The organism is Thiovibrio sp. Mzg5 (assembly GCF_055379285.1).
Window position 1 is genome coordinate 788,313 of record NZ_AP022872.1, and the last position, 20,885, is coordinate 809,197.

Below are 20,885 nucleotides of genomic sequence, written 5' to 3' on the forward strand. Positions count from 1 at the left end.
CGCAAAAAGGTCGTCACCCTGGCACTGGGGCCGGTAAGCAGATTATGGCGTTATGCGGTGGGGTCTCGATCAGGATGAATCGCCGGTTGGGCGATCCTGCGGTCAGGGGTGTTCCGGAGCTGAAGAAGATTTGCTTGGCTGGGGGACAGGGATTCGAACCCCGATAGGCAGAGTCAGAGTCTGCAGTCCTACCGTTAGACGATCCCCCATTTTGGTGCCGGGCAAAGAACCGTCGAAAAATAGAGGAACAGGCCGATTATGTCAAGCAGAATTGTGGTCTGGCCCTTGGTTTGTTCAGGAAATCACAAAGCCGGCGTACCCGACCACCTGATTGGTGTCGCCGCTGGCCTCGCCAGAGTCGGTATAGCGGACGAGCCGGGCCTGGGTTGCCCCCAGGCGGAGGGCGGCGATGAGGGCGATGGTGGCCGGCATGATGCCGCACATGGTGATCCGGTTGCCCAGCACCGTGTTGTACAACCCCTCGGGGTCCAGGGCTTTGATCTGCTGCATGGCCAGGGAATCCTTTGCCGTGGCCGACTCTCGGGATTCATAATGGGTCATATCCGAGCTGGCCACGATGAGGACGGGCTTACCGTATTGCTCGATGGCGGCGGCGAGGGCTTCCCCGACAATCTGGCAGGTCTTGAAGGAAAGATGGGAGATCACCATGGGGGTCAGGGTCATGTCCGGGCGGAAATACTGCAAAAAAGGCACCTGCACCTCCAGGGAATGCTCGAACCGGTGGGCCAGGGTGTCTGCCTCGATCAGCTCTGTCTGGGCAAGGAGGCTGTGGGCAAGGACGGTGTTGATCGGCACCTCACCCAGGGGCATTCTCCAGGCCCCTTTCTCCATCAGGGCCACCGGCGCACCGTAACCGTGATGATTGGGGCCCATGACCACGATGTCCTGGGGGATCTCCACTGCGGCGAAGGTTTCCCCGGCCACGCCCCCGGAGTAGATGTACCCGGCATGGGGCGAGACCACAGCCAGGGCTTTCTGTTTGGCGGTGGTGGCAGGGATCAGGCTATCGAGGGTGTGCTTGAGGGTGGTGGGGTCTCCGGGGTAAAACTGATGGGCAACCGCAGGCTCTCGCTTCATGGCAGACCTCCAGGCGCAATTGAGGGGAACAGGAGGGACGCTTTTCTAAATTATAGCTCAAAACATGGGAGCGAAGCAAAGAGATATCTGATTCCCTGAGTAATCTCAGGCAGATCTTTTGTTCTCATGCAGTTTAAATCCCATTGGCGCGCAGCCGAGCACCGGAGAGGCTGCCGAAAAAGGAGTTTGCACTGTTTGAGGCGAAGCCGAGTTTGCAAACTCCCGGCAGCATCGAGGAGCGCAGGGTATCCCGCCCACGGCGGGACAAGAGACACAGGGGCCCTTTCTTTGGTTCGTTTCTTTGGGCAAGCAAAGAAACGAACAGAAGGACGAAGCGTATTCTTTTGGTTACTGGGATTGCTTGGTAATCAGAAAGCGATGCGGAGATAAATTACGGAAGCCTGACCTGCCAGGAAGTGCCGGTGGGGCCATCCTTCAGCTCGATGCCCTGGGCCAGAAGCTGGTCGCGGATCTCGTCGGCCCGGGCCCAGTTCTTTGCTTCCCTGGCTGCGGTTCGCTCCGTGATACCCTTTTCAATCTCTTCCGGGGTTACGGAGAGGGTCTTGAGAATTTTTTCCTGCTCTTTGTGCATGTACAGCACCGGCTCTTCGCTGAGCAATCCCAGGGTGTTGGCCATTTCCCTGGTGGTTTTCGCGCCGTCTTTGAGCAGTTGCAGATCGAGGCTGGCCGGTTTTCCCGGCAGATGCTGGCGGATCTTGTTGAGGATTTTCACCCCTTCGAAAAGATGTCCCAGGGCCTGGGCCGAATTAAAATCATTGTCCATGGCCTTGAGGAAACGCTCGGCCAGGGTTTCGATCTTCTCCCTGTCCGGTTTGGAGATGGCGCTGGCTGCCTGGTCATTGCCGGTGGCGGGCAGTTGCTCGATCTCCGCCAGGCAGGTGTACAACCGGTTGAGCCCGGCCACCGCATCGAGCAGGGCCACTTCCGAGTAGTCGAGCGGGTTGCGGTAATGGGTGGAAAAGATGAAGAGCCGCAAGGCCTCCGGGGCAAATTTGGCGAGAACCTCCCGGATGGTGAGGAAGTTGCCCAGGGATTTTGACATCTTTTCGTCTTTGATCGTCACAAAGCCGTGATGCACCCAATACTTGACGAAATCTTCTCCAGTGGCGCCTTCGCTTTGGGCCATTTCGTTTTCATGGTGGGGGAAGACCAAGTCTTTGCCGCCGCCGTGGATATCAAAGGAGTTGCCCAGGTATTTGCGGCTCATGGCCGAGCATTCGATGTGCCAGCCGGGTCGTCCTGGCCCCCAGGGGCTTTCCCAGGTGGGCTCCCCCGGCTTGCTCCCTTTCCAGAGGGCGAAATCCATGGGGTGTTCTTTTTTCTCGTTTACCGAGATGCGGGCGCCTGCCTGCATATCCTCCAGGTTGCGACCGGAAAGGGAGCCGTAGCCGCCAAAGCCGGTAACTCTGAAGTAGACATCGGTGTCAACCTGGTAGGCGAGTCCCTTGCGGATGAGATCTTCGACCAGCTCGATTATTTCCGGCAGATGTTCGGTGGCCTTGGGTTCGATGGTGGGGGGGAGAACGTTAAGGCTGGCCATGTCTTCGTGAAACATGGCGATGAAGCGGCTGGAAAGTTCTTCGCAGGTGGTGTTTTGTTCCTGGGCTCGCTTGATGATCTTGTCGTCGATGTCGGTGAAATTGCGGACAAAGGTGACATCGTAGCCCCGATAGCGGAGATAGCGGACGATCATATCGAAAACCAGGGCTGATCTGGCGTGGCCTATATGGCAGTAATCATAGGCGGTGATGCCGCAGACGTAGAGTTTGACCTTCCCCTCTTCCAGGGTGACAAGGGGTGATTTTTGGCCGGTTTTGGTATTGTAGATCTCGATACTCATGGTCTGTTCCATCGAGTTGATATGGCGACAGGGAAAGCCGGGGCAGGGTGGAGGCAATTATCTCTCTGGTCTTCGCTTGCCTCTGCCGTATTCCGGGTGTTTGCCGATGCTGAGCCTGCATTATAATAAAGGAGTTATCCCCTTTATGAAAAAAATGTTATATACCCGTTTCCAGGAAAGAGAGCAAGCCTTGTTGTGTGCATATGCAAATATCAAGACAGGGCTTTTGCCCCAAGCGGTACAGCTATCGAGGAGTTTTGGCCATGGATATAATCGAGCAACGCAGCCTTGAAAATAATATGAGGTTAACCGTCTATGACCAGTCAAAAAAAATGGCCGGAGACCGGTGGCTGATCAAGATTATCTGCGAGGCGGAGCTTCCGGTTGATGACGGGTTTTTCTCCCGTGTGGTCGAGGCGGATCTTGCCTTGCAGGCAGAGATCCGGGAGAAGATGGCCGGATCGGTAAAGTTTTCGGCCGTCAAGGAGAGGACTTTTATTGCCGAGACCGAACGGGCTGCGCTGGTGGAACTCATGGTGGCTGATATTTTGACCAACATGGTGACCTACCTGAACAAGCCGGGATTTCCGGAAAAGCTCTTTGCCCGCAAATATGAAGAGATGAGGAAGGCCTGCGACACGGCCCGGCATTACCGGCGGTTGCAGGAGGAAGACCGTGATGGGCACGATGCCGATGAGGGGCCGGCTGATTTTTCCGCCTGCTTTAAAGAGTAGGAACAGGGCGTCAAGACAGGGCTGTCGTCCATGTTTTATTCTTGACAAACTCCCCTGATCACATAATATTCGGGACTTTAGCTTACCAGGAATCCGGGGTATTTCAGTTTTTTTGGTCTGCATAATCCGCGCTCTATCCATTTGCCAAGGTCTGCAAACGACTTTGGCCGCTTTTCATAAACAAAGGAGAAACGATGAAAGTTCTGATCAGTGACAACCTGTCGCCCATTGGTGTTCAGATTCTCGAGGAGGCCGGGCTTGAGGTTGATGTGAAAACTGGCCTTTCTCCGGATGAGCTTAAAGCCATAATTCCTGAATACGACGGCCTGGTAATCCGCAGCGCCTCCAAGGTTACCGAGGAGATCATCGAAGCGGCCGAGAAGCTGAAGGTCGTCGGGCGGGCCGGTATCGGCCTCGATAATGTTAATATCCCCGCGGCGAGCAAGAAGGGGATCATCGTCATGAACGCCCCGGACGGCAACGCCACTACGGCGGCGGAACACGCCATTGCCATGATGATGTCGCTGACCAGAAACATCCCCCAGGCCACCGCCTCCATGAAGGAAGGCAAGTGGGAGAAGAAGAAATTCGGTGGCCGGGAAGTAACCGGCAAAACCGTGGGTATTGTCGGGATCGGCCGGATCGGCAGCATCTTTGCCGATCGAGCCCAGGGGCTGAAGATGAAGGTTATCGCCTTTGATCCCCACATGCCCAAAGAGCTGGTGGAGAAAATCGGCGTGGAGCTGGTGAGCCTCGATGAGCTGTGCAAGCGGGCCGATTTCATCTCCGTGCATGTGCCGCTCACCAAGGAGACCAAGCATCTGCTCTCCACCGAACAATTCAAGATGATGAAGAAAGAGTGTGTCTTCCTCGATTGTGCTCGGGGTGGGGTGGTTGATGAAGAGGCGCTGTACAATGCCCTGAAGGATGGGGAGATTCGCGGCGCCGGGCTGGATGTTTTCGAAGTGGAGCCAACCACCAAGGAAAATTGCAAATTGCTGAGCCTGGATAATTTCGTTTGCACCCCGCATCTGGGCGCTTCCACGGCAGAGGCCCAGGAAAACGTCGCTGTGGCCATTGCCGAACAGATGGCGGATTATCTGCTCCGCGGCACCATCACCAATGCGGTCAACGTGCCCTCCGTGAGTGCGGATGTTCTCTCCCAGGTCGGCCCGTACATCACCCTGGCCGAGATGCTTGGTTCTTTTCACATGCAGATTGCCAAGGGCGGGGTGGAGGAGGTCAATATCGAGTACTGCGGAGATCTCTCCGAGATGATCACCAGCCCCATCACCGTTGCCTTCCTGAAAGGACTGTTTACCCCGATTTTGAAAGACGCGGTCAATTACGTCAATGCGCCGATCATCGCCCAGGAGCGCGGCATTCGGGTGGTTGAGGCCAAAACCAGCAAGAGCGACGATTTTCTCAATCTGGTCACCATCCGGGTCAAAACCACCGAGGGCGAAAATGTCCTGGCCGGAACGGTGTTCGGCAAGAACGAGCCGCGTCTGGTTCGTTTCAACGGCTTCCGCATGGAAGCCCTGCCTGCCGGGCCCATGCTTTTTGTCCAGAACAACGATGTCCCCGGGGTGATCGGCTTGCTCGGCACCACCCTTGGCAGCGAAGGGGTGAACATCGCCAGGATGACCGTGGGCAAGCAGCGGGAAGGGGATCTCAATCTCAATGTGATCCTGCTCAACACCGATGTCTTGCTGCCCAAGACCGTGCTGGACAAGGTTCGTTCCCTGCCGAACATCCATGCCGCCATGGTTCTTGAGTTGCCGGAGTTGGTGGCCTAACGGCTTTGTTTTTTCTCTTGCCCATTGGGAATAGTCCATGACTGAAAACGAGAAAAACGAAAAAGGGTGTTGCCCGGAAGAATATATCCGCAAAGGCGGCAACTGCCTGTTGCCGGAGGTAACCTTTACCACCCTGATCATGTCGTTGAATTCATCGGCGCTCTTTCATTTGGGGGAAATGCAGGATCCGGAAACCGGTCAGGCCGGCAACGATCTTGCCTTGGCCAAGCATACCATCAGCACCTTGCAGTTGTTGAAGGACAAAACCAAGGGGAACTTGTCCGACAAGGAGGAGGCGCTTCTTGGTCATGTGCTTGCCGATTTGAAGCTGCGCTATGTGAAGGCCAGCGGCTGATTTTTTCCGCGTACTCGAACCATTATGATCGCCTGGTTTTCAATGTGCTGAAATCAGGCGATCTTTTTTTTGAGCCTTCGGACCCAGGGGTAATAGCCTTTGCTGAACAAAGATATTGGTAGCCCAAGGGAACTTATCTGCGAGGCGCCGGCAAAAATAAATCTCTATCTTGCCATCAAGGGCAAACGACCGGATGGTTACCACGACCTTGAAACCAGGATGGTCAAGATCACCCTGGCCGACCGTCTGCATTTGGTAAGGCGGGATTCCGGCATCACGGTGCTTTGTCCGGAAAGCGACCTGCCCACCGGGGAAGGCAATCTGGTCCACCGGGCCGCGAAAAGTTTTTTTACCGCCTTGGGCACTGGCGGAGGCGTTGATATTGTCCTTGAGAAAAAAGTGCCGATTGCCGCAGGCTTGGGCGGGGGGAGCAGTGATGCCGCTGCCGTACTGCGGGGGCTGAACACGCTCTATGGCCTCCCGTTCTCCGTTGGGCAGCTTGTCGATTTGGCCCGGCCCTTGGGAGCCGACGTGCCTTTTTTTGTTGATGACTGCACTGCCGCCTGGGCCACCGGGATTGGCGACGAGATTCAGGCCGAGGATATTTCTCCTTCCGGCTGGATCGTTTTGGTAAACCCTGGATTTCCCGTGTCCACCAAGTGGGTGTATGAGAATTTTACGTTGACAACGGGTGTCAATCCATATATCTTAGGCCGCGAATTCGTGCATGGTAAAGATGCATGTGCCGGGCCGGGGAATCTTCCTTTATATAACGAGTTAGAGGCCGTGACCATCCGAAAATATCCGGAGCTCGGCCGCATCAAAGACGAGCTTCTGGCTGATGGTGCCCACGGGGCATTGATGTCCGGCAGCGGCCCCACAGTGTTTGGTCTTTTTGAGGACGAGGCGCAGGCGCAAAAGAGTGTTGCTCGATTCGCCCAGCGGTTCCCCCGGAATGTCTTTCTTGCCCGACCACTGAGCACATAGGCAAAGCTTTAAGGCATTGGGGCGTCGTCAAGCGGTAAGACATCAGCCTTTGACGCTGACATTCGCAGGTTCGAATCCTGCCGCCCCAGCCATTTCATATCCATTGGCGCGCAAGGCTTGCGGCGGCAATTTGAAGCGGCAAAAATTAAGATAACCCGAACTTCAGGCAGCAGAATGAAAGATATTAAGATCTTTGCCGGTAACGCGAACCTGGCTCTGGCTGGGGATATTTGCAACTATATCGGGGTGCCCCTGTCCAAGGCGGAAGTTCGTCGCTTCAGCGATGGGGAAATCTTTGTCGAGATCGGCGAAAACGTTCGCGGCCGTGATGTGTTTATCATCCAGCCGACCTGCCCGCCGGTGAATGATCATCTTATGGAGTTGGTGATCATGGTTGACGCTTTGCGCCGCGCCTCTGCCCGGCGGATCACCGCGGTTCTTCCCTATTATGGCTATGCCAGACAGGATCGTAAGGTGGCGCCCAGGGTGCCCATCACCGCCAAGGTTGTGGCCGAGATGATGATGGTGGTCGGCGTGCGGCGGGTGCTGACCATGGACCTCCATGCCGGACAGATTCAGGGCTTTTTTAACATCCCGGTGGACAACCTGTTTGCTGCCCCGGTCTTGCTTGATTACATCTCGCAGAAACTGAGTAATGACGTGGTGATGGTTTCCCCGGATGCCGGCGGCGTGGAGCGGACCCGGGCCTTTGCCAAGCGGTTGAATGCCAGCCTGGCCATTGTCGACAAGCGTCGGGACCGGGCCAACGAATGCAAGGCGATGAATGTTATCGGCGATGTTGCCGGGAAGACCGCGATTCTGTTGGACGATATGGTTGATACCGCCGGCACCCTGTGTGCGGGGGCTGATGCCCTCATGGAAGCAGGGGCCAAGGAAGTATATGCCTGTTGTTCCCATGGGGTGCTTTCCGGACCGGCCATTGAGCGGCTGGAAAAATCCAAGATTACAACCTTGGTCATTACCGACAGTGTTCCCCTGAGCGAGGCGGCCAAAAATTGCAAGAAAATCAAGGTGCTTTCCGTCTGTAAGCTTTTGGGTGAGGCGGTAAAGCGGATTCATAGTGAGGATTCTGTCAGTTCATTATTTGTCTAGTGAGTAAGACAGAGATATCTATACAACCGGAGGCCACTGTCTGCGATGGTGGCCGTTGCTGGTTTTTTGTTATGAGAATCAGTGCATGAGGAGGTCAGTTCAATGTTGCAAATCGAAATGACGGCGCGAGTCCGTAAAACTGTTGGTAAGGGTGCGGCAAGGACAATGCGCAGGGCGGGGACTACTCCTGCTATTATTTATGGTCCGCAGGGAACCCCTGTTGCCCTGGAATGCAACACCAAGGAACTCACCATGGGGTTGCTCTCGATCCATAGAAAGAATGCCTTCATCAATCTGGAGATTGATGAAGACGGCAAGAAAACGCGCCGGCATGTTATTACCCGTGAGATCCAAACGGATCCGATTCAGGATACCGTTTTGCATGCCGATTTCTATGAGGTTTCCCTGGATAAGCCCATGCAGTTTCAGGTGCCCCTCAAGTATGTCGGTAAGGCCAAGGGCGTTGACCTGGGCGGCGATATGACCATCGCCAAGAATAAGGTTACCGTCTCTGGCAAGCTGCTTGATATCCCCGATCTCATCGAGGTTGACGTGACTCCCCTTGATCGGGGTGCCGTTTTGACCGCAAAGGATTTGGGGCTTTCCGCGGGCGTGAGCCTGGTAACGAACCCTGATACTGTTTGTGTGTCTATCTCCGGCGCGGCAGAGTAAAACGCCTGGCATAGTATTTTTCCAATACCGCGTGGTTAAAGCCGAAGAGGGGAGCTTCCTTTTTTCGGCTTTTTCTTTTTTGGGCCAGGCAAGGGCAAAAGACGTTTTCTGGTAGTTTGATCGCAGAGAGGGAAATATCGTGTACCTCGTGGTTGGCTTGGGAAATCCTGGGAAAGAGTATGCCGCTACCCGGCATAATATCGGGTTTATTTTTCTCGATTATCTGGCGGAAAAATACCGGTTCACTTTCAAGGGGACAAAATGGCAGGCGGAAACGGCAAAGGATCTCTCCTGGGGGTATCCCGTCCTTTTTGTCAAACCGCAGACCTATATGAACAGAAGCGGTGTTGCGGTACGGGCGATTGCTGATTTTTATCAGGTGGAGGCCAGCAAGATCATCGTCATTCACGACGATCTTGATCTCCCCTTGGGACGCACCAAGATCATGACAAACCGGGGAGCAGGGGGGCATAACGGGATCCGTTCCCTGATTGAGCATCTGGGCGGCAATGACTTCGTACGGGTCCGGGTTGGGATCGGGCGTCCGGACAAGGCAGCGCAGGTGAGTGATTTTGTGCTTTCCCGTTTCGGGCAGGAGGAAGCGCCCATGGTGCTTGAAGAATTCCACAGCATTGAGACCGGAGTGCGCCTGGTCATGGAAGAGGGGTTGTCCGTGGCCATGAACCGGATCAACCCGGACCAAGTGTAGTTTAATGCCTTGTAATATCATGGTTTTTTAAGTTTGAATTGATAATCCTGTGATGTGTGGTATAGTGCCCCCTAATCTTCATTTCTTCGTCGATTTTGGAGTGCTTCCTTGTAGAAAAAGGAACAGGGTGTTCCATGGTTGATGAAAGGGAGGCACGTGTGTTTAACGTTGGTGATATGGCAGTATATCCGGCCCATGGCGTTGGTAAAATAGAATCCATCGAGCAACGGCAGGTCGGAGACAAGAAACAATCTTTTTACGTGATGAAGATTCTTGATTCAAGCATGGTTATCATGATTCCCACGACCAGCTGCAAAAACGTGGGTCTGAGAAATATCATCAGCTCCCAGGATGTGAGCAAAATCTACGATATCCTGAATGAAAGAGGGATGGCAATCGTCTCCCAGCCTTGGAACCAGCGGTATCGGGAGTACATGGAAAAGATCAAGACCGGTTCGGTCTACGAGATTGCCTCGGTACTCCGTGATCTTTTTCTTTTGCGGGTGGACAAGGACCTTTCCTTTGGCGAACGCAAGATGATGGACACCGCCAAAAGCCTTCTGGTGAAAGAAATCGCCCTGGCCAACGAATTTAACGAAACCGAGACCCAGGTGGAAAAGAACATCGAGCAGATTTTTTCCTGATCATCCTTGCCTGGCCGATGGGTTTTTTTGTGACCTTTTTCAGTATATTTTCGCCTGTGCTATCTTCCTGTAGCACGGGCGTTTTTTTTGGGAAGCTGAATTTTCCCCTCTTTATTCTATGCATGACATCGCTTTTTTCCTTCCACGTGAGCCTATGAGTCAGAAGAGCCTTTTTATACCCAAAGGGCATAAGTTTCGTTTGAGCAGGCAAGCTGCTCAACTTAGCTTTATCGTCGAGAGGGGTGGGCAGCGGCTCGATCTCTATCTGGCAAGCCACCTTGAGGGCGAAGGCTTGACGCGCTCGCGGATTCAGCAGCTTATCCGGGCCGAAATGGTCCTGGTGAACGAGACTTCCCAAAAAGCCAAGTATCTTCTCCAGGCCGGGGACAAACTCACGATCACCATCCCTCCCCAAGCCCCCTCCGAGCTGGTTGGCGAGCCTGTCGCCTTTGTTCCGCTGTATGAAGACGAAGATCTCATTGTTCTCGCCAAACCCCCCGGCATTGTGGTGCATCCAGCCGCAGGCCACAGCTCGGCAACCTTGGTGCATGGGCTTCTTTATCATTGCGGCGGGTTGTCCGGAATTAATGGGGAATTGCGTCCCGGGATCGTCCATCGCCTTGACAAGGACACCTCCGGCGTCATGGTGGTGGCCAAAAGCGATTTTGCCCACCAGGCTCTGGCCGACCAGTTCAAGCGGCGCGAGGTGAAAAAGTTCTATCAGGCCCTGGTGGATGGCCAGCCCACCTATCAATCCGGCCGGGTTGATCTGCCCATTGGCCGACATCCCGTCCACCGCAAAAAAATGGCGATCCGGGAAGATGGCCGGGAGGCCGTTACCAACTGGCGGGTTCTGGAGCGGTTTGCCCAGGGGTTTACTCTCCTTGAGCTTGGCCTGGAAACCGGCCGCACCCATCAAATCCGGGTCCACATGGCGGCCCTTTCTTGTCCTGTCGCCGGCGATTCCGTGTATGGCCGCAAAAATTCCCGTTATTTGGAAATGGGGATAACCCGCCAATGCCTGCACGCGCATACCCTGGCCTTCCGCCATCCCCGAACCGGGGAGAATTTGCAGTTTACCGCGCCGCTCTGGCCGGATATGCTGTATACACTTGAGTTATTGCGGCAGACGGCTGGCGGTTAGATTCTTGGTGAAGGGGTAATAATGACGCAGCAGGCGCACAGATCGGTGGTTGCGATCACCGGAGGAATGGGCTCCGGCAAGAGTTCCGTGGCGGCCTATCTGTGTGAAATCGGCGGGGCCAGGGGGCTCAGTGCCGATGCCCTTTGCCGGCAACTCCTTGAGCCTGGGGCTGCCGGCTGGTTGGCCGTGCGCAAGGCGTTTGGCGAGAGGTTCTTTTTGCCGGACCAGAGCATTGACCGCCCCCTGTTGCGCAAGGTTCTTTTTGAGAACCACGAATTCCGCCATGAACTCAACACGCTGCTTCACCCCCTGGTGCGAAACGAGATAACTTCCTGTCTTGAGAAAGAGGGGGGGGACCTCCCCGAGGCTCAGGCGCGGTTTGTGGTCGAAGTGCCCCTTTTATATGAGGCACACTGGGAGCATGATTTTTCTCAGATTGTGGTGGCATATGCAGATGAAAAGGCCTGCCTGCATAGGATCATGCTTCGCGACCGGATAAGCGAGGCTGAGGCCGAAAAAGCTATGGCGACGCAGATGTCCTTGGAGCACAAGGCCCTCCTTGCGGACCATGTTATTGATAACAGCGGTTCCTGGCCTGATACCTGTTTGCAGATCGCGCATCTGCGAAATCTGCTTTGGTAAGGGCTTGGCTTTGGCTTCTGCCGGCAAGCTCCCGAAGTTGAAAATCATCATCGCGTATAGGCGCGAGGCAGAGGCATGGATAATCCCGTTACTGGTAAAATAGACGCCATCCCAGGCAAACCGGTGCAGCAGAAATCACCGGCCCGTATTTTTGCCCTTGCCCTTGGCATGATTTTTCTGGGCGAACTCGGCATCATGGGGATTCTGTCCTTTTTCCCCGACCTGTCCCCCGGCACCGTCGCTTTTCTGGACGGGGCTTTGCTTACCTGCCTGGTCTTGCCGTTGTGGTTTTTCCTCTCCTACAGACCCATGCGTGAGAAAAACGAGGAATGCAGCCGGGAACGGCAGGAAATCGCGAGGCAGAACGCTTTCCTGCACACGGTGCTTGACGCGCTGCCATTTCCTTTTTATGTGATCGACGCCAATGATTATCGGGTGAAGATCATTAATAGGGCTGCGGGAGCCGAGAACACCGCAGGCCTTACCTGCCACGCCCTTTCCCATAAAAGTGCAGCGCCATGTTCAGGGGGCGAACATCCTTGCCCCATGATCGAGGTGAAAAAAACCGGCAAGCCGGTGATTCTGGAGCATCTCCACTATAATCAGCAGGGCGCCCAGCGGGTTATGGAGGTGCATGGCTACCCGATCTTCGACGAGGTCGGCAATGTTGTGCAGATGATCGAATCTTCCATGGATATCACCCAACGGAGGCTGGCTGAGGATGCGCTGAGAAGAAGCGAGGCGAGCTTGCAGGATTTCCTCGATAACGCCAACGACCTTATCCAAATTCTCGATCTGAAAGGGCAATTTCTCTACGTCAACCGCGCCTGGCAGATGGCCCTGGGGTACAGCGAGGCGGAAATCGGGAGCATGACCATCCATGATATCCTGCACGCGGATTCCCGGGAAAGCTCCCTTGGCTTGTTCAGTTCCATCAGCAGGATTTCGCAGGTTGTGGGGCATGAGCTGGTTTTTGTCGCCAAGAGCGGGAAAGCGATAATCGTTGAAGGAAATATCACCACCCAGATGGAAGAGGGCTTCCCGGTCGCGGTACGCGGCATGTTCCGGGATATCACCAAGCGCAAACAGCTTGAGGAGCAGTTTCTGGAGCAGAAGAGCATCACGGAAAAATTGATCAAGTTTTCGGCGGTGCCGATCTTTGTCCTGGACAAGAATCATCTGGTAACCAACTGGAACAAGGCCTGTGAAAAAATGACCGGGGTCACTGCGCAGAGGGTTGTCGGCACCAGCGATCATTGGCGGGCTTTCTATCCCAGTAAACGCTCCTGTCTTGCCGACCTGGTGCTGGATGGGGCGGATGATTCGTTTCCCCAGTTTTACGAGAGCATCGATACCTCGACCTTTTTGCATGACGGGGTGCGTTCGGAGGGTTGGTTCGAGAATGTTGGCGGGAAAAAGCGCTACATTACCTTTGACGCCGTGCCGATTTACAACCGGGCCAAGGAGCTGGTGGCGGTCATCGAGACCTTGCAGGATATCAGCGAGCGGAAAAAGCTGGAAGAGGAGTTGGGGCGGCTTGCCACCACCGACGCCCTCACCGGCCTGTATAACCGGCATCGTTTCAACGAGCTTTTGGGGCAGGAGGTGGCCAGGGCCAGGCGCTACCATACCCCGCTTTCTCTGATCATGTTTGATCTGGATTATTTCAAGAATATCAACGACACCTATGGCCACGCGGTTGGTGATCAGGTGTTGCAGGAAGTGGCCAAGGTTATCCGGGGAAATGTCCGGGCCACGGATTGGATCGGGCGGTGGGGCGGCGAGGAGTTTTTGGTGCTCTGCCCGGAAGCCACGGAAAAGGACGCAGTTTTAACGGCGGAGAAACTGCGAGGGCTGGTGGAAAGCCATGTCTTTGAGACCGTGGACACGATCACCATCAGCTGCGGGGTGACCCGTTTCAAGGCGCACGATTCGGTGGACACTTTCGTCAGCAGGGCGGATGACGGTCTGTACAGAGCAAAGGAAAAGGGCCGGAATATCGTGGAGATAGTCTGAGTCGTGAATCAGTCCTGATTTTTCCCGTGTTGTTTGCAAGAGCAGTTCATCTGCCAATCTTCTGTAATGCCTCCCTATATCGCTAAAAAATAAAAAAGTCTCGACACTAATAGATGCCGTCGTTGGATGTTGTATCTGGTTGATATGACAAGTATTTGTCTCGTTGTGTTATTTTGGGGGATAGGTGGTGAGGGGAAAAAAGCGTTTAAGGATTTAATTGAAAGTTGTAAGTTGCTACGGCAACATACGCATGTGCGGTTGCGGCAAATAATGATATGCAGCAATCCCGGATATAAGGTGGCATCCTTTTGGACAGTAAAGATTTTCAACATTCAGCGGCAGGCAAAGAGACGGATCAGGCCTCTGCATTTTCAGGAAATGACCCTGCGCAGCGGCAACGGGCGGAGATGGCTTTCCTGGCCGGGAGCCGGTTTTCGCAGATCTTTCTGGATTGTGCCAACGACTTGATCCAGAGCATCGACCGGGCTGGAAGATTCCTCTATGTCAACCGGGCGTGGCGGGAAACCCTGGGCTACGATGACACCGAGATTGGTGCCCTCTCTATTTTCGACATCCTCGACCCAGACTGCCGTGAGACTTGTTCCATCTTGTTTCGCGATATCGCCGCGGGCAAGCTCTCCCATACCTACGAGGTGGTTTTTGTCGCCAAGAACGGACGCAGGATTCCGGTGGAAGGCAAGATCAGCACCGACTTCAAGGATGGCGAACTGGTGGCGACCAGGGGAATATTTCGCGACATCAGTCAGCGCAAAGAGGCAGAAGACCTGTTGCGGGATCAGAAGCTGCTCACGGAAAAACTGATCCGTTACTCCGCAGTGCCTATTTTTGTGCTGGACCCGCAGCATAAAGTCACCGACTGGAATAGGGCCTGCGAGATGCTCACCGGTATTCCCGCTGAACAGATGGTGGGGACAGCGAACCACTGGCAGGCCTTTTATCGGGAAAAACGCCCGTGCCTGGCTGATATTGTTATTGATTCCTCGGAGCGGCGTAATTTTACCGCCTTGTATACCGTAGCCAAAAACTCCGAGTTCCTGGAAGAGGGAATCCACGCAGAGGAATGGTTCGATGCGGTGGGTGGGGAATGTCGTTATCTGTCCTGCGATGCCGTGCCTATTTATAACCGCAGCAAGGAGCTTGTCGCGGTCATCGAAACCCTGCATGATCTCACGGAACGCAAAAAGATGGAGGAGGCGCTCACTCGGCTTGCCACCACCGATACCCTGACCGGGGTTTATAATCGCGGCAAGATCGAGGAATCGCTGCGGCAGGAAATGGCCAGGGCTGCCCGCTATGAAAGTCCCCTGACCATTCTCCTCTTTGATCTTGACGACTTCAAGAAGATCAACGACAGCCTCGGGCACTCCATCGGCGATCAGGTGTTAAAAGAAGTGGCCGCTACGGTGGGAAGGCAGATCAGGAAAACGGATGCGCTGGGGCGTTGGGGTGGCGAGGAGTTTATGGTGCTCTGCCCGGGAATTGTGGCGGATGACGCGGTCTCCATTGCGGAAAAGTTGCGGCAACAGGTCGAGCAACTGCCGCTTGGCGTCACCATTAGCTGCGGACTGGCCGGCTACCGATCAGGGGAGAGCATGGATGCTCTGATCAATCGGGTGGACAAGGCGTTGTACGCAGCCAAGCACGCCGGCCGCAATCTGGTGCGGCTGGCGGCCTGAGTTAAGATCCCCAAAATTTCGGCATCCCTGATCGGTTACTTCAGCGGATTTCGTCGCTGTCCACATAGGCATAGGCGCTGTGCTTGTGGATGGATTCAAAGCTTTCCACGCTCACGGAAAACCAGGTGATGGCCGGATGGGCCATGGCCTGTTCCGCCACCTTGCGCACCGCATCTTCAACGAACATCGGGTTGTTGTAAGCCTTTTCCGTTACGTATTTCTCATCCGGCCTTTTTAGCAGGGAGTATACCTCGCAGGAACCGCCCGCTTCGGCCATGGCGATGAGGTCTTCCATCCAGATGAACCCCGAATACTTGACGGTGAGGTTTACCTCGCCCCGCTGGTTGTGGGCTCCGCAATCGCTGATCTCGCGGGAGCAGGGGCACAGGGTGGTCACCGGCACCCAGACCGCCAGAATGAAATCCTCATCCCGACCGATGCCGCCGGTAAAACGGCAGGTATATTCCATGAGCCCGGCTGTGCCGGTGACCGGCGCCTTTTTTTCCAGAAAATAGGGAAAGGTCATTTCCACATGGGCTGATTCCGCCCGTAACTCTTCTTTCACCTCGGCCAACAGATTTCGGAAGATTCGGTTGCTCATCTCGTCTTGGTAGGTGTTCAGAACCTTGATGAAGGTGGAGACGCACGATTCCCGATACTGGCGCGGCAGGCTGACCTGTAGGCTGATGCTGGCCACGGTCTCCTGCATGCCTCCGGATTTTTCGCGCACCCGCACGGGATACCTGATATCTTTTATGCCGACGGTATTGAGCTTCATGGTGGCAAGATATATACACCATTTGCTTTCAGGCGGAAAGCGGTAAACGGGGCGAGCGCCAGGCCGCGGATGGGGCTTGGCCGGAGAGCGTGCACTGTGGTAGGCTGAAAACTGCTGGGAGGAGGCGGAAAGAAAGATGAACGAGGAGAGTCAGGTCCGGCTGGACAAATGGCTGTGGGCCGCCCGTTTTTTCAAGACCCGCTCCCAGGCGTCCCAGGCGGTGGCCGGGGGCAAGGTGCAGGTGGGCGGCTTGCGGGTAAAGCCGTCCCGGTTGGTCGCGTTGGGCGACGGGCTGCGGATCCAGAAGGAGCAGGAGGAATTCGCCATAATTGTCCGGGCCGTAAGCGGCCAGCGGCGGGGTGCGGCGGAAGCACAGTTGCTCTATGAGGAGACCCCGGAGAGCTTGGCTGCTCGTGTCCAGGCCAGGGAGACCCGGCGTCTTTTGCGGGCCGAAGGGGTTGCCCCGCCGGGGCGTCCGGGCAAGCGGGATCGACGGTTGATCAGAAGGTTTACCAAGAAAGAGGAATAAGAGCCGGGGGTGCGGCTGTTTTTTTCGCCCACCCATCTGTTTGCTTTGCGTCTTCGTCTCTTTGCGTTACAGTGTCGATTCAATGGTTGCGGTAGACGCAGAGGTTATTGTGAGATGATATCCAGGATTCAGGAGAAAACCATGAAAAAGATAGAAAGGGCATTGATCAGTCTCACCGACAAATCCGGGATCGAGGGGTTTGCCAGGGAGTTGGAGCAGCTGGGGATCGAGATCCTCTCCACCGGCGGCACGGCCAAGAAGATGCGCGATAACGGCATCAAGGTCAAGGATGTTTCCGAATTCACCGGCTTTCCGGAGATGCTCGATGGCCGGGTCAAGACCCTGCACCCCAAGGTACATGGCGGCATCCTGGCCCAGAAAACCAACCCGGACCATGTGCGGCAGATGCAGGAGCATGGCTTGCAGGCCATCGATCTGGTGGCGGTCAATCTCTACGCTTTCGAGAAAACCGTGGCCAATCCGGCCTGCACCCTGGGGGAGGCCATTGAAAATATCGACATCGGCGGCCCCACCATGCTGCGCTCAAGCGCCAAGAATTTTCAGGATGTCACCGTGATCGTTGATCCGGTCGATTATCCGCAGGTGCTGGCCGAGATCAAGGCCACCGGCAACACCACGCTCAAGACCCGTTTCCGCCTGGCGGTAAAGGTCTTCGCTCTGACCAGCACCTACGACACCGCCATTGTCAACTGGCTGAATACCGTGGATGTCGAATCCAACCCCTATTTCAAGTAGGTGGCGCCCATGAAAATGGCGGTATTGCTCTCCGGCTCGGGCAGAACCCTGGACAACTTTCATGAACGGATTGCTGCTGGCACCATGCAGGGGAGCATCGAAGTGGTGCTCTCCAACCTGCCCGACGCCCTCGGTCTGACCAAGGCCAGAAACTACGGTTATCCGGCCTTCCATGCCAAGGATAACAAGGCCATCAACGCCATCCTGCAAGAGTATGGGATCGAGCTGGTGCTGCTGGCCGGGTATCTGAAGCTCTATCAGCCCCCTGCCCATCTGCAACGGGCGGTGCTCAACATCCATCCCTCCCTGATCCCTTCTTTTTGCGGGGCGGGAATGTACGGCATGCGGGTGCATCGAGCCGTCAAGGCGCGGGGCGTCAAGGTCACCGGCTGCACGGTTCACTTTGCCAACGAGGTGTACGATGAGGGGCCGATCGTGGTCCAGAAATGCGTGGCCCTAGACAATAGCGATACGCCCGAGGATATCGCGGCCCGGGTTTTTGCCGCAGAGTGCGAGGCCTATCCCGAGGCAATCAACACGGTGGTGGCGCGGGGCATCGATTCTTTCTGGCCGTAATCCGGCGGGTGTTGTTCCCTAATCCTGGAGGAGAAAAAGATGGAAAAACGGATCATGTCGGCAGAGGATATAGACCGGTCACTGCACCGGATCGCCCTGCAGATCGTGGAAAACAACCACGGCGTTGCCAATCTGGCCATAATCGGCATCCATACCGGCGGGGTTTTTCTCGCCGACCGGATTCAAAAGCTGATCCAGGACCGGGAGAAGATTGTGCTGCCCACCGGCACCCTGGACATCACCCTCTACCGCGACGACTGGAGCCTGGCCAGCCAGAATCCCATCGTTAAGAAAACGACCATCTCCTTTCCCATGGAGGAGATGGTCGTGGTTCTGGTGGACGATGTTATTTTCACCGGCCGCACCATCCGGGCCGCCATGGATGCCCTGATGGACATCGGTCGGCCGCAGTGCATCCAGCTGGCCGTCCTGGTTGACCGGGGCGGGCGGGAGTTGCCGATCCAGCCCGACTACGTGGGGATGGACATCCCGGTCAAAGCCGGGGAGCATGTGCATGTACGCCTTGCTGAAAAAAGCGGGGCCGATGAAATAGTGCTTGTCGGCAGAAATTAGTTTTTCTGCTGTGTGCCCCATGTGATAGGATAATTTCTGGAAAACAGGAAGTATGTCATCCGCTCTTGTCGGTCAGGGAGATCATGAGCCAGGAACCCCATTCATGCATGGATTTGCAGCAGATCAGGTTGCGGATCAGGGAAAAGCAGCGCAGCTACGCGAGCTATAACCTCAGCCCTGCCCAGAACGATCTGCTGCGCGCCTTTTTCGATCTCGCCCAGGAGTTCGACTCCAACGAGGATTTTTATAGGGTTTGCGTGGCAGCCCTTTCCGAGTTTCTCGGCTTGCACAGTCGGCTCTATCTTTTTGATAAGGTTCAGGAAAAGCTGGTTCGTGTCTGCGATAGCAAAAAAGGGCTGCCGCCGAAACCGGTTGCGGCCCCGGCCCATGTGCAGTTGACCTTTAAAAGTTATGAGAGCGAGCACTCGTTGTTGGTGCCGATTCATAGCAAGCCCTCCCCAGACACGCAGGACGAAGGGAAACAACCGATCAACCTCCAGATCATGGGGGTTTTGGAGGTCTATCCCCTTGAAAAAATTTCCCAGGCGGATCGTTTTTTTCTGGGCAAATACACGAACCGGATCGGCTACAATCTGCACAACCGCCTGATTTCGTACGAGAACATCAGGCATCTGCGGTTCATCAACAACCTGGTGATGGACATCGAGCACAACGTCATCACCCCCAACATGTATTTCAAGCATCTGTTCAACCAGCTCAAGGCCCGCATCGGAGATATCGACGAGCTGGAAAGAATGATTGCCGGGTTCAAGGCAGCCCAGGGGGTGCCCAGTGGAAGCTGTGAGCTGGTGATCAGCAAGGTGAGCAGCCTGCACCGGAGCCTGCTTGAGAACCACCGGGAATTACTGGAGCACCATGCCAATTACAGCCTCTTTCTCGAGAGCCTGTTCCGGCGGGATCACTTTGCCCAGGGCCGTTTCGTGCTGCGTCCCCGGAAATGCTCCATCGATCGCGAGATCGTCTCTCCTCAGCTCGATCATTTTCTGAGCAGATTCGGAGCCCGGGGGATTACGGTGGAAAAACCCGAGGACATGCAGGGGGAAGAACTTTTTCTGCGGGTGGATGTCGGGTTGCTGTCGCAGGTCTATGCCAATCTTTTTTCCAATGCGGTGAAGTACACCGGCGAAATAACGAATCGCCACGAGGTAGTACGGAAAGCCGTGGCCTATGGCCGTGAGCTGCTGGCCGACTATTTCGGCCCTGGCAAGGGTGCGGTCAAGTTCAATGTCTTCACCACCGGGGAGCATCTTTCCGAGGCCGAGGCGAAAACCATTTTTGCCGATGGCGTCCGGGGAGAAAAGAGTCAGACCGTACCCGGAACCGGGCATGGCCTTGCTTTCATCAAACAGGTGGTGGAGATCCATGGCGGCGTGGCAGGCTACGAGGCCACGGAAGAGGGGAATAACTTTTATTTCATCCTGCCTCTGCCCGATCCGGACAAAGTCCCTGCTGACCAAGCCTGAAGGGGAATTGCCGCAGCATGTTCCCCTTAAAGGATGATATCCCCTCCCGTCATTTCCCTGTGGTCAATCTCTGGCTCATCATCGTCAACATTCTCTGCTTTGTCTATGAGCTGAGTCTTGGTCAGGAACTGGAAAGCTTCATCACTGCCCATGGGTTTGTGCCGGTCCGTTTCGTTGCCGAACAGGCGGGGAATAGCCTCTCCCTTGGCCGCTATCTCCCGATTTTCAGCGCCATGTTTCTCCATGGCGGTCTGCTCCATGTCTTCTCCAACCTGTGGATGCTGTGGATCTTTGGTGATAACGTGGAAGACCGGATGGGGCATGGCCGCTATCTGCTCTTTTATCTTCTCTGCGGGGTTGGCGCGGCTTTTGCCCAGTTCTGGGCCAATCCCCAAGCCCAGATGCCGATGATCGGGGCGAGCGGGGCTATTTCCGGGGTGCTTGGCGCCTATTTCCTCCTCTATCCCCGCGCCCGGATTCTCACCTTTATTCCGATTTTTATCCTCTTTTATCTGGTGGAGATTCCGGCCTACTTTTTTATCGGTTTCTGGTTTCTCATGCAGTTTCTGCAAGGGGCTGCCGCAGGCAGGCTGGTCGAGGGCGGGGTGGCCTGGTGGGCCCATGTCGGCGGCTTTGTGATGGGGGTGGTTCTGCTGTATTTTTTTAAGCGGGGCACCGAGAAGAATGCAGGGCAGGTGTGGTTGTAGCGGAGGCGACT

The 20,885-nt window shown here is 55.4% G+C and carries 20 protein-coding genes, 2 tRNA genes and 1 pseudogene; 19 read left to right on the top strand and 4 right to left on the bottom strand.

The features are described from left to right. Positions 1-135 precede the first annotated feature (135 nt). The 3 genes from ACZ46D_RS03620 to cysS all read right to left on the bottom strand — a co-directional run bounded on the left by ACZ46D_RS03620 (position 136) and on the right by cysS (position 2,959). A tRNA-Gln gene (locus ACZ46D_RS03620) sits at positions 136-209 on the bottom strand. 85 nt (positions 210-294) lie between these two features. After that, positions 295-1,098: an AmmeMemoRadiSam system protein B gene (gene amrB, locus ACZ46D_RS03625; protein ID WP_464928670.1), complete on the bottom strand. Its 804-nt coding sequence runs from the start codon at positions 1,096-1,098 to the stop codon at positions 295-297. Positions 1,099-1,489: 391 nt separating this feature from the next. After that, complete coding sequence (gene cysS / locus ACZ46D_RS03630) at positions 1,490-2,959, bottom strand: cysteine--tRNA ligase (protein WP_464928671.1); 1,470 nt, start codon at positions 2,957-2,959, stop codon at positions 1,490-1,492. Between the two features lie 263 nt (positions 2,960-3,222). On the opposite strand from cysS, the gene ACZ46D_RS03635 reads away from it, so the two are divergent. The 13 genes from ACZ46D_RS03635 (at position 3,223) to ACZ46D_RS03695 (ending at position 15,471) form a co-directional block, all read left to right on the top strand. After that, positions 3,223-3,693: a hypothetical protein gene (locus ACZ46D_RS03635; RefSeq protein ID WP_464928672.1), complete on the top strand. Its 471-nt coding sequence runs from the start codon at positions 3,223-3,225 to the stop codon at positions 3,691-3,693. Positions 3,694-3,887: 194 nt separating this feature from the next. Continuing rightward, the gene (gene serA / locus ACZ46D_RS03640) at positions 3,888-5,492 is read left to right on the top strand and encodes a phosphoglycerate dehydrogenase (protein ID WP_464928673.1); all 1,605 of its coding nucleotides are present in this window, start codon (positions 3,888-3,890) and stop codon (positions 5,490-5,492) included. A gap of 37 nt (positions 5,493-5,529) precedes the next feature. Next, positions 5,530-5,847 (top strand): DUF1844 domain-containing protein, encoded by a 318-nt coding sequence (locus ACZ46D_RS03645; RefSeq protein WP_464928674.1) that lies wholly within the window; start codon positions 5,530-5,532, stop codon positions 5,845-5,847. Positions 5,848-5,946: 99 nt separating this feature from the next. After that, positions 5,947-6,834: a 4-(cytidine 5'-diphospho)-2-C-methyl-D-erythritol kinase gene (gene ispE, locus ACZ46D_RS03650; protein ID WP_464928675.1), complete on the top strand. Its 888-nt coding sequence runs from the start codon at positions 5,947-5,949 to the stop codon at positions 6,832-6,834. Positions 6,835-6,851: 17 nt separating this feature from the next. After that, positions 6,852-6,926, top strand: a tRNA-Gln gene (locus ACZ46D_RS03655). Positions 6,927-7,008: 82 nt separating this feature from the next. Further along, positions 7,009-7,947, top strand: coding sequence for a ribose-phosphate pyrophosphokinase (locus ACZ46D_RS03660; RefSeq protein WP_464928676.1), 939 nt, complete (start codon positions 7,009-7,011; stop codon positions 7,945-7,947). A gap of 102 nt (positions 7,948-8,049) precedes the next feature. After that, on the top strand, positions 8,050-8,619 hold the full coding sequence (locus ACZ46D_RS03665) for a 50S ribosomal protein L25 (RefSeq protein ID WP_464928677.1): 570 nt from the start codon (positions 8,050-8,052) through the stop codon (positions 8,617-8,619). Between the two features lie 139 nt (positions 8,620-8,758). Further along, a complete protein-coding gene (gene pth, locus ACZ46D_RS03670) occupies positions 8,759-9,328 on the top strand; it encodes an aminoacyl-tRNA hydrolase (RefSeq protein ID WP_464928678.1) in 570 nt (189 codons plus the stop codon). A gap of 158 nt (positions 9,329-9,486) precedes the next feature. Continuing rightward, on the top strand, positions 9,487-9,972 hold the full coding sequence (locus tag ACZ46D_RS03675; RefSeq protein WP_464928679.1) for a CarD family transcriptional regulator: 486 nt from the start codon (positions 9,487-9,489) through the stop codon (positions 9,970-9,972). Between the two features lie 199 nt (positions 9,973-10,171). Beyond that, entirely contained in the window at positions 10,172-11,116 is a 945-nt protein-coding gene (locus tag ACZ46D_RS03680; protein ID WP_464928680.1) for an RluA family pseudouridine synthase, read from the top strand. 21 nt (positions 11,117-11,137) lie between these two features. Then, positions 11,138-11,758 (top strand): dephospho-CoA kinase, encoded by a 621-nt coding sequence (gene coaE / locus ACZ46D_RS03685; RefSeq protein WP_464928681.1) that lies wholly within the window; start codon positions 11,138-11,140, stop codon positions 11,756-11,758. A 75-nt stretch (positions 11,759-11,833) separates the two neighbouring features. Beyond that, entirely contained in the window at positions 11,834-13,774 is a 1,941-nt protein-coding gene (locus ACZ46D_RS03690) for a sensor domain-containing diguanylate cyclase (RefSeq protein WP_464928682.1), read from the top strand. A gap of 407 nt (positions 13,775-14,181) precedes the next feature. Beyond that, positions 14,182-15,471, top strand: a complete 1,290-nt coding sequence (locus ACZ46D_RS03695) for a sensor domain-containing diguanylate cyclase (RefSeq protein WP_464928683.1) — start codon at positions 14,182-14,184, stop codon at positions 15,469-15,471. Positions 15,472-15,511: 40 nt separating this feature from the next. Here the strand turns inward: ACZ46D_RS03695 and folE2 are convergent, their stop codons facing one another. Next, positions 15,512-16,249, bottom strand: coding sequence for a GTP cyclohydrolase FolE2 (folE2, locus tag ACZ46D_RS03700; protein WP_464928684.1), 738 nt, complete (start codon positions 16,247-16,249; stop codon positions 15,512-15,514). A 136-nt stretch (positions 16,250-16,385) separates the two neighbouring features. Between folE2 and ACZ46D_RS03705 the strand changes: the two genes are divergently transcribed. From ACZ46D_RS03705 to ACZ46D_RS03730, 6 genes and pseudogenes are all read left to right on the top strand, one after another. Then, on the top strand, positions 16,386-16,778 hold the full coding sequence (locus ACZ46D_RS03705; protein ID WP_464928685.1) for an RNA-binding S4 domain-containing protein: 393 nt from the start codon (positions 16,386-16,388) through the stop codon (positions 16,776-16,778). Positions 16,779-16,919: 141 nt separating this feature from the next. Continuing rightward, positions 16,920-17,495, top strand: a pseudogene (locus ACZ46D_RS03710) (IMP cyclohydrolase); the annotation flags it as partial. A 48-nt stretch (positions 17,496-17,543) separates the two neighbouring features. Continuing rightward, positions 17,544-18,110, top strand: coding sequence for a phosphoribosylglycinamide formyltransferase (gene purN, locus ACZ46D_RS03715; protein ID WP_464928686.1), 567 nt, complete (start codon positions 17,544-17,546; stop codon positions 18,108-18,110). A 39-nt stretch (positions 18,111-18,149) separates the two neighbouring features. Next, positions 18,150-18,683 carry a bifunctional pyr operon transcriptional regulator/uracil phosphoribosyltransferase PyrR gene (gene pyrR, locus ACZ46D_RS03720; RefSeq protein ID WP_464928687.1) on the top strand — a complete coding sequence of 178 codons (534 nt, stop codon included), beginning with the start codon at positions 18,150-18,152 and terminating at the stop codon, positions 18,681-18,683. Positions 18,684-18,766: 83 nt separating this feature from the next. After that, a complete protein-coding gene (locus ACZ46D_RS03725; protein ID WP_464928688.1) occupies positions 18,767-20,167 on the top strand; it encodes a sensor histidine kinase in 1,401 nt (466 codons plus the stop codon). 17 nt (positions 20,168-20,184) lie between these two features. Beyond that, a complete protein-coding gene (locus tag ACZ46D_RS03730) occupies positions 20,185-20,874 on the top strand; it encodes a rhomboid family intramembrane serine protease (RefSeq protein ID WP_464928689.1) in 690 nt (229 codons plus the stop codon). Positions 20,875-20,885: the final 11 nt, after the last annotated feature.

Bases quoted from the DNA above. Each gene is read 5' to 3' on its own strand.
- amrB (WP_464928670.1), bottom strand. From the start codon at position 1,098: ATGAAGCGAGAGCCTGCGGTTGCCCATCAGTTTTACCCCGGAGACCCC.
- cysS (WP_464928671.1), bottom strand. From the start codon at position 2,959: ATGAGTATCGAGATCTACAATACCAAAACCGGCCAAAAATCACCCCTT.
- ACZ46D_RS03635 (WP_464928672.1), top strand. From the start codon at position 3,223: ATGGATATAATCGAGCAACGCAGCCTTGAAAATAATATGAGGTTAACC.
- serA (WP_464928673.1), top strand. From the start codon at position 3,888: ATGAAAGTTCTGATCAGTGACAACCTGTCGCCCATTGGTGTTCAGATT.
- ACZ46D_RS03645 (WP_464928674.1), top strand. From the start codon at position 5,530: ATGACTGAAAACGAGAAAAACGAAAAAGGGTGTTGCCCGGAAGAATAT.
- ACZ46D_RS03660 (WP_464928676.1), top strand. From the start codon at position 7,009: ATGAAAGATATTAAGATCTTTGCCGGTAACGCGAACCTGGCTCTGGCT.
- ACZ46D_RS03665 (WP_464928677.1), top strand. From the start codon at position 8,050: ATGTTGCAAATCGAAATGACGGCGCGAGTCCGTAAAACTGTTGGTAAG.
- coaE (WP_464928681.1), top strand. From the start codon at position 11,138: ATGACGCAGCAGGCGCACAGATCGGTGGTTGCGATCACCGGAGGAATG.
- ACZ46D_RS03690 (WP_464928682.1), top strand. From the start codon at position 11,834: ATGGATAATCCCGTTACTGGTAAAATAGACGCCATCCCAGGCAAACCG.
- ACZ46D_RS03695 (WP_464928683.1), top strand. From the start codon at position 14,182: ATGGCTTTCCTGGCCGGGAGCCGGTTTTCGCAGATCTTTCTGGATTGT.
- folE2 (WP_464928684.1), bottom strand. From the start codon at position 16,249: ATGAAGCTCAATACCGTCGGCATAAAAGATATCAGGTATCCCGTGCGG.
- ACZ46D_RS03705 (WP_464928685.1), top strand. From the start codon at position 16,386: ATGAACGAGGAGAGTCAGGTCCGGCTGGACAAATGGCTGTGGGCCGCC.
- purN (WP_464928686.1), top strand. From the start codon at position 17,544: ATGAAAATGGCGGTATTGCTCTCCGGCTCGGGCAGAACCCTGGACAAC.
- pyrR (WP_464928687.1), top strand. From the start codon at position 18,150: ATGGAAAAACGGATCATGTCGGCAGAGGATATAGACCGGTCACTGCAC.
- ACZ46D_RS03725 (WP_464928688.1), top strand. From the start codon at position 18,767: ATGAGCCAGGAACCCCATTCATGCATGGATTTGCAGCAGATCAGGTTG.
- ACZ46D_RS03730 (WP_464928689.1), top strand. From the start codon at position 20,185: ATGTTCCCCTTAAAGGATGATATCCCCTCCCGTCATTTCCCTGTGGTC.